Source organism: Enterococcus sp. DIV2453a (assembly GCF_050533535.1).
In the GTDB taxonomy this organism is placed as follows: domain Bacteria; phylum Bacillota; class Bacilli; order Lactobacillales; family Enterococcaceae; genus Enterococcus; species Enterococcus faecalis.
Genome location: NZ_CP172899.1, coordinates 1,410,446 through 1,422,346 on the forward strand (window position 1 = coordinate 1,410,446; position 11,901 = coordinate 1,422,346).

Below are 11,901 nucleotides of genomic sequence, written 5' to 3' on the forward strand. Positions count from 1 at the left end.
CTACTCTATGTCAAACAAACTGATTTCAGTGTCATCGGTTTGTTCTGCTTCTTTTGTTTTTTCCGCATCTAAAAGACTTTCTCCTGTTGGTGCAGAAGTGTCTTCTTCTGAACGATCTAAAATACTGCCATCTTCTTCCAACGTAAATTGAACATGTTGCTCAATCCATTTTCGACGAGGTTCGACTTTGTCGCCCATTAATGTGGTCACACGGCGTTCTGCTTGAGCTGCATCATCAATCCGAACACGAATTAAGGTTCTAGTTTCAGGATCCATCGTTGTTTCCCAAAGTTGTTCTGCATTCATTTCCCCCAGACCTTTATAGCGTTGGAGCATATAGCCTTTACCAACTTTATCAATCACTTCTGCCAATTCACCATCGGTCCAAGCATACTCAATGACTGATTTTTTTCCAGTTCCTTTAGAAACTTTATAAAGAGGTGGTAAGGCAATATAGACTTTGCCGGCTTCAATTAATGGTTTCATATAACGATAGAAGAACGTTAATAGCAACACTTGAATATGGGCACCATCGGTATCCGCATCGGTCATGATGATGATTTTATCATAATTACAATCTTCAATTGAAAATTCAGGACCAACGCCTGCGCCAATCGTATAGATCATAGTATTGATTTCTTCGTTTTTCAAGATGTCTTGCATTTTCGCTTTTTCCGTATTAATGACTTTTCCTCGTAGCGGTAAAATGGCTTGAAATTTCCGGTCGCGTCCTTGTTTTGCTGAGCCACCAGCCGAGTCTCCTTCGACAAGATATAGTTCATTTTTCTTAGGATTTCTAGATTGAGCCGGTGTTAATTTTCCAGAAAGTAACGATTCACCTTTTTTCCGTTTTTTACCGTTCCGGCTTTCTTCACGAGCTTTGCGAGCCGCTTCACGGGCTTCACGGGCTTTAATCGCTTTCCGAATTAATGATTGACTCATTTCACTGTTTTCTTGTAAATAGAAGCCCATTTGTTCGCCTACGACGTTGTCGACAACGGTTCTTGCTAAAGGTGTACCTAATTTCCCTTTGGTTTGGCCCTCGAACTGTAGTAAGTTTTCTGGTACTCGAATAGAAAGGACGGCTGCTAAGCCTTCGCGGAAGTCGCTACCTTCTAAATTTTTATCTTTTTCTTTTAATAGTCCCACTTTCCGTGCATATTCATTGTACGCCTTTGTCATTGACGTTTTCATACCGACTTCGTGGGTACCGCCATCTTTTGTGCGGACATTGTTAACGAAAGATAAAACATTTTCAGAATAGCCATCGTTGTATTGATAGGCTAATTCAACTTCAATACCTTCTTTGGCTCCTGAAAAATAAACAACGGGTGTTAATGTATCTTTTTCTTCATTTAGATAGGCAACAAATTCTTTAATGCCTTCTTCGTAGTGGAAGACTTCTTCTTTGGGTTCTTCCCCACGTTCATCCGTTAAAGTAATTTTGACGCCTTTTAATAAGAAAGCTGATTCTCTCAAACGTTCTGCTAAAATTTCGTAAGAAAAATTTGTCGTAGAGAAAATGGTGTCGTCAGGTAAAAAAGTAACGGAGGTGCCGTTGCGTTTTTTTGTTTTGCCGATTTTTTTTAAGGTACCAACTGGTTTACCGCCGTCCTCAAATCGTTCCATGTATTCTACGCCATCACGAACAATATGAACTTCTAACCACTTAGATAAGGCATTAACAACACTGGCACCCACCCCATGGAGTCCGCCTGAAGTTTTATAGCCACCTTGGCCAAACTTACCACCCGCATGTAAGACAGTAAAAATAACTTCTACTGTTGGGATACCAGAAGCATGCATCCCTGTTGGCATTCCGCGGCCAGAGTCTGCAACACAAATACTATTATCTTTTTGGATAGTTACGTTGATTTCATTCCCGTAGCCAGATAACGCTTCATCGACTGCGTTATCGACAATTTCATAGACTAAGTGATGGAGTCCACGGCTATCGGTTGAACCGATATACATACCAGGTCTTTTCCTCACTGCTTCCAATCCTTCTAGGACTTGGATAGAGGCATCATTGTACTCATTGTTAATTTTTTTAGCCAAAGAAAAAACTCCTTATACTTAGATTCTCGTTTAGTTAATAAGCGTACATTAACTATTTCTTAAAGAATTAGAAGAAGAGTGAGCCGGTTTCTTGCGTTTTCCGTTCGCTCCTTCTAAAACCATCATTACAATAATACTCTATCTGGGTCAAAAAAAAAAGAGCTTTCCGTTCAGGACGCTCTTTCTTTATAAAATTACACGTGTTTATTCAGCATCTGCCATTTTTGCCAATTCAATTTTAATACAACGGTTCATAATAACTTGACGACCTTCATTTAATAACAAGTTCGCTGCCTCTTCATTTTCCAAACCTAGTTGGGCCCAAAAGACAGGCGCTTCTGTTTTCAATGTTTCTGCGGCCACTTCTGGCAAAAATTCACTCCGCCGAAAGACGTCAACAATATCAATCTTTTCAGGAATCTCTGTTAATGTCCCATAAACCGTTTCGCCAAGCACCGTTTCACCTTTTAAAACTGGATTGACAGGCAATACACGATAGCCATGTTGCTGTAAAATTTCCGCAATTTTGTAACTCGTGCGGTCGGGCTTGTTACTCAAACCAACCACCGCAATATTTTTTGCTTGTTTTAAAATATCAAAAATTTGATTTTGACTTGGATTCTCAAATGTCATTCACTCAACCCCTTTTTTCGTTCTTATTTATTATAACGCTGAGTAAAGGTTTTTTGCAAAATTATTCTCTGACTGCCGGTAAAATAATTATTGGCTTTGCCAATCTGCTGGATAAGTCACGTAGACAAAGCGGGCATCACCCGTCACTGAAAATTGAATTTTGCTACTTTTCGGGATTAAAATAATTTCGCCGGCTGTTGCAGAAATTTTACGTCCGTCAATCAGTATATCCAGTTGTCCTGAAATAATATAATCAATTTCATCGTATTCTAGTGTCCAGTCGAAGGTGGTATCTTTCATCACCATTAAACCGCAACCAAGGCGCGGGCTTTCTTCTAAAGAAAACAGATCTTTTGTGTAAACAATGTCCGCTGGGTTGCCTGTATCTAAGCGATCGTCTTCTGTTACGTCAATTTCGGGTAATTTGATGGACATAATTCCACTTGGATCCACTTGTTTAGTCGGCATTAATTTTTCTGTGACAATTTGTCGAACAAGCGTTTCAATCATTTCACGATTTAATTCTGTCATATTCACACCTCATTATTTCACTTCTGTTTCGGGTTTCCCTAGCATTCGATTTGCCATAAAGATAGCCACAAAAATGGCGGTAATCCCTCCAACTAATTTGCCAACAATCATTGGAAAAATCATTTCTTTTGCTACGCCTGCAGTAAAACCAAGGTGATCACCTAAAACGAAAGAAGCCGAAACAGCAAAAGCGATATTAATAATTTTTCCTCGATTATCCATGTCTTTTAACATTTGGAACATGGGAATATTGTTAGCTAATGTAGCAACCATTCCTGCAGCCGCTACTTCATTCATTCCTAAAACTTTTCCTAGTTTCATCAATGGTTTATTAAAGACTTTCGTAATCACTGCTACTAAACAGAAAGCGCCAGCTAAAGTTAAAGCAATCCCGCCAACGACTTCAATTCCTTCAGTAACTGGTGCAATACCAGGAATCACTGTAATTCCTAATAATAGTTGAATCGCCCCCACAACTAAACCAAAGATAGCGACAATCACTACGCCTTGGCCAAAAATTTGGAAGCCTTTAATCATGCCTTTTGGCGCTAACCATAAACCTAAAATAATTAAAGCGGCAACAATAATAATTGGAATTAAGTTAGGAATAATCAATGACAATGGCATGCCAGCTGTTAAACCACCTGCTAATAAACCAAAAGGAATTGTAATAATCCCGCTCAAAACACCTGTTGCTAAGAATTGTTGGTCGTCTTTTTGGATAATGCCAAGCGCTACTGGAATTGTAAAGACTAACGTTGGCCCCATCATTGCGCCTAAGATTGCCCCCGCAAATAAACCAGCTTGTGGATCATTGGCTAATTGTTGCGCTAACGCAAAGCCGCCCATATCATTAGCCAATAAGGTTGTGGCAAACATTGCTGGATCAGCCCCTAGTAATTCATAGACAGGAACGACAATCGGGCTTAAAAGATTGGCTAAGACAGGCGCTAAAGTGATAATCCCTACCATAGAAAGCGCTAGAGAACCCATAGCCATAATCCCTTCCTCAAATTGCTCCCCTAAACCTAGTTTGTTGCCAATACATTTATCGATTCCTCCAATAATCATGAAAAGAACCATAATATACATAATAATTTCATTAATGCTCATGTCTCGTCCTCCCTATTCTTCCTCTGTAGAATCAATGACACCAACAATCATTGCATCAATTGGGACATTCGGATCTTCTGCCGAAATACGGGCAGCATTGCCTTGACTAATTAACACTTTGTCCCCGACACCAGCTCCAGCGTTGTCAGCAGCAATTAGAAATCCTTGCTTTTCGTCCTCTTGATTCAAAATATCAACCATCATAAATTTCCAGCCATTTAATTTTTCATCTTTTCTTGTTGACCAAAGGCTACCAGTCACTTTTCCTAAAAGCATCGTTTTTCCTCCTTACGTCAGCAATTGATGTTTCCGAGCATAATCTGTCGCTAACGGGGTTAAATAGGCCTTTTTACTTAAAGAAACACCTGCTTCTGTCATTCTTATCAATTGTTTTTCAGTAATGTAGGTTCGTTTGGTCTCCGCCAAAGAACGAAGTTGTTTTTGACAGGCCGCCTGAAACACAGCGTAATTTTCTGAATCATGATAAAAAATCAGCCCAAACTGTTGGCACATGTCCACGTTTTCCTGAATCGTTTGTTTCAAACGATACTTCAATCGGGAATTTTTAGTCACTGAAGGTATTGGGGTTAAAACCAATACCGGCTTACCTTCAAATAAGAATGCTAAGATGTTTTTGACTAATTCATCCGTTTCCTGTAAATGCGCAATCGCGTTTACTTGGGAAATCGTTAGCCTCTTTACAACCAAACCTCGTGCTAGCTTCTGCTCCTTGGTTACCCAATTTACATCAGGAAAACGAACAAACATTTCTTCAGGAAATGCTTCTTTTGCTTCTGCTAAAGCCACTGAATAAGACGACGACAGCAATTGTTGGCAAATTCGATCAGTAATCTGTTGAATCAAATTTTCCATTTCAGAAACGTTCATTGTCCTTCCTCCTTTTACTTAAGAATATAGCCACGAGCTCCTTTGGTTAAGCCGCAAGCGTTGGCTTCATCGTAGTCAATATGCATGTACGTTGCAAATCGCGGACTGATTCGCACAACTACATCATCAAAGATTAACGGACGTGTGCCTTCCACTTTGACTTGCACAATTTGGCTATTGCTTACTTTATTTTTCAAGGCGTCTTCGGGTGTCATGTGAATATGACGTTTGGCAACAATTAAGCCGTGACTTAATGTCACAACTGCTGATCCGTTCATCAGCGTGACACCTGGTGTCCCTTCTGTCTTGCCACTCTCTCTAACTGGGGCGTTAATTCCTAAAATACGTGTATCCGTCATAGAAACTTCAACTTGTGATTCGCTACGTTCAGGGCCTAAAATAACCACATTTTGAAAAAGTCCTTTAGGTCCAGCAACCGTAATTCGTTCTTTACAAACGAACTGTCCAGGTTGTGATAAATCTTTCACTTTTGTTAGTTGATATCCTGGTCCAAATAATGCATCAATCTCTTGACGAGACAAATGAACATGTCGGCCAGAAGCTTCAACTTCAAAAGTATTTTGTTGTTGTTGCTGAATTCGTTTAACAACTTCTTCAACAATTTCATTCATTGAATCCAATTTGTTCATCTCCTAGTTTCGTGATATTTCAGCCATGGTGCTAATTAATTCTGTAGCCCAAGATTGAAAAAGGCCGAACAGTTGTGATTCTCCTTTTAACTGGAGAATAATTTTATCTAGTTGTAATTGAATTTCTTTTGAGGAATAGCGCCATTGTCTCTGTTGGTTAGTTAGAATAGTTACCTTTGATTCCAAAATGACTGGTTCCATTACAAGCGACTGTTCTAAAATAAATTTCTCTAACCACAGTTGTTGTTGTTCGAAATATAACCAACCTTCTGTTGATAACGCTTCATTCGTTAAGAAAGGCAAATACAATAGATGGCTTAAGTGCCGAATCTCATAAATTGTTTCTTTTGATAAATGTTCTTGTTTTTGTTTTTGTGAGGAGGCCTTCACTGAATGAACCTCAGAAAGCAATGGGATTGTTGAAGAGAAGCTGCTATTAATCCGATGCTCGCGTAGATAGCTTTTGGCGGCTGGCGTCAGAAAACTGCCTACAGGAAACACAAAATCCGTGCCATCTTCTAGTTCTTTTTTAAGCCTTTTGTTGCGAAGCATATCTTCTGTAATAACTGTCATAACACCCCTCCTCAATGAAAGTTTAGGACAGAAGTAATGAACCTACCTCTGCCCCAAAAAATCAAAATTATAATTCAGTTGTTGCGTGTGGTAAAATAGCGTCTACTTCTGTATGTGGACGTGGAATTACATGGACAGATAATAATTCGCCAACACGTTCTGCTGCAGCAGCACCAGCATCTGTTGCTGCTTTCACGGCACCAACGTCACCGCGAACCATTACTGTAACTAAACCGCCACCGACTTGTTCTTTTCCAATTAAAGTAACGTTTGCCGCTTTCACCATTGCATCGGCTGCTTCAACAGCACCTACTAAACCACGAGTTTCGATCATTCCTAAAGCATTTGTACTTGACATTATAATTTCCTCCTAAGATGTATGTTTTATTTTTAAAAATTTGGGACAATTAGCAATTTGACTTAGGTCCCAAACCCTAAATCCAATAATTCATTTGTTTTACTCTTACTCGCTCGTTTCTTGTTAGTTTAAGCGAGCTAAAACTTGAGCCACCACGGCATTTACTAGTTCTTCTTGATTGGTTGTTTCGCAAGAAGTAGCCACAGATGTGGTTGATGTTTGACCAAATTCTTGACGAATCTCTTCTAAATCACGCACGCCATATGCAACACGACGTAAATTGAACAGATTTTCAACCCCAATATTATCAGAAGTTGAGCTGCCACCAACTGCGCCACAGCCAAGTGTTAATGCTGGCACTAAGTTAGTTGAAGCACCAATGCCGCCAAGTGTACCAGAGGTGTTAACAAGCAAACGAGAGACGGGTTTTCTTAAGCCAAATTCACGAATGACTTCTTTGTTTTCTGTGTGAATACCCATCGTATGACCCGCACCTTCACCTTTCAAAATTTCAATTGATAACGCGCAAGCTGCTTCCCAGTTTTCAACTGTATAGAAAGCAATAATCGGTGCCAATTTTTCTCTTGAAAATGGATATTTCAAGCCTACATGTGTTTCCTCGGCAACAATTAAGCGGCGATCTTTTGGAATAGATAAACCAACTAATGAAGCAATATGTTGAACGGAACGACCCACGATTTGCGGGTTCATTGTACCGTTTGGTCGTAAAATAAATTTAGCTAATTTGTCGGCTTCGGCTGGACTTAAGAAATACGCGCCCTGCTTAATTAACTCTTCTTTGACCGCTTCACGGTTGACAGTTTCAACAATAATTGATTGTTCCGATGCACAAATTGTACCGTTATCGAAAGTTTTTGAATCCATTATTTGTTTCACTGCATGAGGAACATTTGCGCTTCGTTCGATGTAGGCTGGTCCATTACCAGGCCCAACACCGATTGCTGGTGTTCCAGAAGAGTACGCTGCTTTAACCATTGCGTTTCCACCAGTAGCTAAAATTAAATTTGTTTCTTTATTTTTCATTAATTCGCTAGTCGCTTGCATGGTTGGCGTTTTGATGACCGAGACACAACCTTCTGGTGCCCCTGCAGCAATAGCCGCTTTTTGGATAATTTCCACTGTTTCAATAATCGATTTCAACGCATTGGGATGTGGTGAAAAAACAATGCTGTTGGCAGCTTTTAATGAAATTAATGCTTTGTAAATGACTGTTGATGTCGGGTTGGTAGAAGGAATTAATCCTGCAATCACACCAACTGGGACAGCAATTTCAGTGACTTTTTTGGCAGCATCATCATTGATCACACCAACTGTAGCTTTGTCCTTCATTTCGTCATATACTACTTTTGAAGCGAAAGCATTTTTGATGATTTTATCTTCATAAATACCAAATCCTGTTTCTTCATTGGCCATTTTCGCTAACTTTTCTCGTTGGTTAAATGTAGCCTCTGAAACTGCTTGGACAATCGCATCGATTTGTTTTTGCGAAAATGTTGCTAATACTTGCTGTGCCTCTTTGGCTTTTCTGATTAAATTTCTTGTTTCTTGGATGGAACGTAAGTCTTTATCTACTAATTCCACTCGTCTTCACTTCTTTCTATTTCCGCCATGATTGCTTGAATTAAAGCTTCTTTATTGGCAAATTTAATCTCACTTTTCTTTAAACTACTTAGGTTCATTTTGTAGGCTTGTTTGCGTAAATCAACCACGCGTTGTGTTTCTAATTTTTGGCGTATGCCAGTGTGTTCTTCCGAATCTGGTGTTTCAATCTCTTCTTCAATTACTTCTACTTGTTCCATCGGTTCAGGTGCTGACTTGGGTTCTGGATCTGATAAAATCACTTCCGTTTGAGCATCAACCCGTGAGATCACATGATGAGCAATTAAACAATTTAATTCTTTAGCTACTTCCGTTCCTACTTCAACGGCAGCTTGAACCGCGGCAACGTCACCAATCAGTTCCACAGTTGTTAAACCGCCATTAATAATTTCAGCTTTTAACAAAGTAACGTCGGCGGCTTTCAATGCCGCATCGGCCACACTAATGGCACCTAAAAATCCTTTGACTTCGACCATTCCTAATGCTTTCATTCAGGTCACATCCTTAATAACTCAACGGATTGTCAGCGATATTTTGAATGGCTTGTTCAAACGCACTGCAAGCAGCTTTACATGCAGATTGACTACCTGTCAATAAGGCACCGCCAAAGTTCGTTTCAGAAGGTGGGCCATAAAAGACACCCATTTGAACATCGGCAGCTTTCATTGCTGCATCTAAGCCAACCATTGCTTCTAGCGGTGGTGCAATCAGATAAGCAATCGCTTCACCTTCAGGAATATTCGCTTGTTCAGATAAAAAGCTACCCGTTCTTGATACTACATGTGCAAAATAAACAATACTGTCATCTTCGTTAGCACTATAGAAGCTGGCTTCTTCTTCAATGACTTGCGTAATGACACTCAAGCCACTATTGACTTCAGCAGGACTCGGACCAGCAATAATGCCAATCACTTCACCGGCTAATTTGGTTGAAGCATTTGCTGCGCCAGCATACATACTTTTACCGTAAACTACAGTAACATCGGCGGCTTTGGTTGCTTCATCTAATGCAACATAAGTGACATCATCACAATCGGAAGTAACAATTCCTAATGAGCGATGTTCTGGTTTCAATGATAATTCTTTTGCTAATGCCGGATCGACATTGGGAATGACTTTCATACTTAGGACATTTGCGCCTAGACGATCATTTTTCATGAGAAATCCTCCTTTATTCAGCTTCTTTTAAATCAATACCAGATTTTTTCTTGTCTAACATTTTTTTGATAATTTCGGCAATGTAGGCCCCTGCTTCAACAGCCGGTGTCCCACCTTTGTGAATATTTGAAATAACTGTCCGCCGTGCTTCTGGCATACCGACAGTTGGTTTGTAAGCAATGTAGGCACTCATAGATTCAGCTGTTACTAAACCAGGACGTTCGCCAACTAGCAAGCAAACAACATCAGCGTCAGTGATTTCACCAATTTTATCCATTGCTGGCACGCGACAATATTTAACAAAAACTACATTGTCGAAATCTAAGTTGTACATGTTTAATCCTTGTTTAATTGCTGGTAGGACTTCTTTAATATTCGCTTCGATAGCAGCTGAACTAAGGCCATCCCCTACGACCATTTGGATTTTGGCTTTTGGTGTCGTATTTTTCCGAATGATTTCACTATTTTCTTCATCAAATTGACGACCATAATCTGGACGTGTTAAATATTCATCTTTACTGTTACAGATTGTTTTTGTAGAAATAAAATTCATTTCTTTTACCAAGTCTTCGCTTACGTCTGAAAAGACCGCATCTTGTGCTGCCGCATGGTCCGCTCGGAAACGTAATGTTGAACTAGTCATATAACGCGTCCCTGCACGACCAACGCCTAAACGAGCTGGCGAGAAAGCTTTCATTTTTAATAGTGCTTCAGGATCTACGGCATTTTTCAATAGTAATTGTTTACGTAAATCTACTTCAGTAATGTCAGGAATTAGGCCTTCTTCAATTTCTGTCGTTTCAGTGACGTGTGTTGTGACTGGTTTTTCTTCAGCAGTCACAGTGGCAGTCGAAACCGCTTGATTGTCAGCGACCATTTCTGTTAAAATTCCGGCAATCATTTCTTTTAATTCTTTTTCGTTCATTTGTATTCTCACCTCGTTTATTTAATAAATACAGATGCATCGCCAGCGCGACTTGTTAATTTTCCGTTTTCCATTAAGCCCATTTTTTCCATCCATTCTTCAAATTCTTTAATTGGACGTAAGCCTAATGTTTCACGAATCGTCGCAGTTTCATGGAACCCAGTTGTTTGATAATTTAACATGACATCATCGCCATGAGGAATCCCCATGATATACGTACAACCAGCTGTTGCTAATAACATTGCTAAGTTTTCCATATCATTTTGATCAGCTTTCATATGGTTGGTGTAGCAGACATCACAGCCCATTGAAATTCCAGTTAATTTGCCCATGAAATGATCTTCTAAACCAGCGCGGATGACTTGTTTTGAATCGTAAAGATATTCTGGTCCAATAAAGCCGACAACAGTATTTACAATATACGGATCAAATTTTTTGGCTAAGCCATAACAACGCGCTTCCATTGTGACTTGGTCTGCGCCAAAGTTCGCTTCAGAAGAAAGTTCTGAGCCTTGACCTGTTTCAAAATACATCACATTAGGACCAGCTGCTTGACCACTGTGAAGCGCTAAATCTTGTGCTTCAGCTAAAATTTCTGCATTTAAACCAAATGCTGTGTTTCCTTTTTCTGAACCAGCGATGGATTGAAAGACTAAGCCAGTTGGCGCGCCTTGACGCATGGCTTCCATTTGTGTCGTTACGTGAGCAAGCACGCAAGTTTGTGTTGGAATTTCCCATTCGTTGCGGAACTCTTCAAATTTGTTTAAGATCCGTTTAACACTTTCTGTAGAATCATCAACAGGATTCAAACCAATTAACGCATCACCGGCGCCATAAGAAAGACCTTCCATAACTGAAGCCATAATGCCATCGACATTATCGGTTGGATGGTTCGGCTGTAAACGATTTGAAAAAGTTCCGGGACGGCCAATCGTTGTGTTGGCGGTTTTTTCAATATTGATTTTTTTTGCGCCAACAATTAGATCCATATTGGACATTAATTTACAGACAGCAGCAATCATTTCTGAAGTGAGTCCACGGGAAATTCGTTTGATATCAAAATCGGTTGTTTCCGAAGATAAGATAAATTCGCGTAATTCTGCAACTGTCCAATGTTTAATACTTTCAAAAATTCGCATATTGACTTGGTCAATAATAATGCGTGTCACTTCGTCTTCGTCATAATCAACAACAGGATTGTTAAACAAGTCATTTAAGGACAATTCCGATAAAACGACTTTCGCCGCCACGCGTTCTTCGGCTGAATTAGCAGCTACGCCAGCTAACTTGTCGCCAGACTTTTCTTCATTGGCTTTGGCTAAGACTTCTTTAACGGATGTAAATTGATAGACTTTGCCAAATAGTTTGGTTTTTAAAATCATCTTTGTGTCGCT

At 39.8% G+C, this 11,901-nt stretch carries 14 protein-coding genes; all 14 read right to left on the bottom strand.

Translation table 11 applies throughout. The features are described 5' to 3' along the window. On the bottom strand, positions 1-2,058 hold the full coding sequence (gene parE, locus IGK03_RS06960) for a DNA topoisomerase IV subunit B (RefSeq protein WP_002381887.1): 2,058 nt from the start codon (positions 2,056-2,058) through the stop codon (positions 1-3). Between the two features lie 204 nt (positions 2,059-2,262). Then, positions 2,263-2,691 (bottom strand): CoA-binding protein, encoded by a 429-nt coding sequence (locus IGK03_RS06965; protein ID WP_002363980.1) that lies wholly within the window; start codon positions 2,689-2,691, stop codon positions 2,263-2,265. Between the two features lie 87 nt (positions 2,692-2,778). Continuing rightward, positions 2,779-3,222 (bottom strand): ethanolamine utilization protein EutQ, encoded by a 444-nt coding sequence (locus IGK03_RS06970; protein WP_002357522.1) that lies wholly within the window; start codon positions 3,220-3,222, stop codon positions 2,779-2,781. A gap of 12 nt (positions 3,223-3,234) precedes the next feature. Beyond that, on the bottom strand, positions 3,235-4,335 hold the full coding sequence (eutH, locus tag IGK03_RS06975) for an ethanolamine utilization protein EutH (RefSeq protein ID WP_002357520.1): 1,101 nt from the start codon (positions 4,333-4,335) through the stop codon (positions 3,235-3,237). Between the two features lie 12 nt (positions 4,336-4,347). Then, positions 4,348-4,611: a EutN/CcmL family microcompartment protein gene (locus IGK03_RS06980; protein ID WP_002357519.1), complete on the bottom strand. Its 264-nt coding sequence runs from the start codon at positions 4,609-4,611 to the stop codon at positions 4,348-4,350. 12 nt (positions 4,612-4,623) lie between these two features. Continuing rightward, positions 4,624-5,223, bottom strand: coding sequence for a TIGR02536 family ethanolamine utilization protein (locus IGK03_RS06985; RefSeq protein WP_202334827.1), 600 nt, complete (start codon positions 5,221-5,223; stop codon positions 4,624-4,626). 14 nt (positions 5,224-5,237) lie between these two features. Continuing rightward, positions 5,238-5,873, bottom strand: coding sequence for an ethanolamine utilization phosphate acetyltransferase EutD (eutD, locus tag IGK03_RS06990; RefSeq protein WP_002357516.1), 636 nt, complete (start codon positions 5,871-5,873; stop codon positions 5,238-5,240). Positions 5,874-5,876: 3 nt separating this feature from the next. Then, positions 5,877-6,446, bottom strand: coding sequence for a hypothetical protein (locus IGK03_RS06995; RefSeq protein WP_202334828.1), 570 nt, complete (start codon positions 6,444-6,446; stop codon positions 5,877-5,879). 67 nt (positions 6,447-6,513) lie between these two features. Beyond that, positions 6,514-6,804, bottom strand: a complete 291-nt coding sequence (locus IGK03_RS07000) for a BMC domain-containing protein (protein ID WP_002357513.1) — start codon at positions 6,802-6,804, stop codon at positions 6,514-6,516. Positions 6,805-6,927: 123 nt separating this feature from the next. Beyond that, the gene (locus IGK03_RS07005; protein ID WP_002365684.1) at positions 6,928-8,406 is read right to left on the bottom strand and encodes an acetaldehyde dehydrogenase (acetylating); all 1,479 of its coding nucleotides are present in this window, start codon (positions 8,404-8,406) and stop codon (positions 6,928-6,930) included. After that, positions 8,397-8,915, bottom strand: a complete 519-nt coding sequence (locus IGK03_RS07010; protein WP_002366723.1) for a BMC domain-containing protein — start codon at positions 8,913-8,915, stop codon at positions 8,397-8,399. The genes IGK03_RS07005 and IGK03_RS07010 overlap by 10 nt, the downstream gene beginning before the upstream one ends. A 13-nt stretch (positions 8,916-8,928) precedes the next feature. Next, positions 8,929-9,582 carry an ethanolamine utilization microcompartment protein EutL gene (gene eutL / locus IGK03_RS07015; protein WP_430602174.1) on the bottom strand — a complete coding sequence of 218 codons (654 nt, stop codon included), beginning with the start codon at positions 9,580-9,582 and terminating at the stop codon, positions 8,929-8,931. A gap of 13 nt (positions 9,583-9,595) precedes the next feature. Beyond that, on the bottom strand, positions 9,596-10,507 hold the full coding sequence (gene eutC / locus IGK03_RS07020; protein WP_002363986.1) for an ethanolamine ammonia-lyase subunit EutC: 912 nt from the start codon (positions 10,505-10,507) through the stop codon (positions 9,596-9,598). A gap of 17 nt (positions 10,508-10,524) precedes the next feature. Next, on the bottom strand, positions 10,525-11,889 hold the full coding sequence (locus tag IGK03_RS07025) for an ethanolamine ammonia-lyase subunit EutB (RefSeq protein ID WP_002380321.1): 1,365 nt from the start codon (positions 11,887-11,889) through the stop codon (positions 10,525-10,527). Between the last annotated feature and the right edge of the window lie 12 nt (positions 11,890-11,901).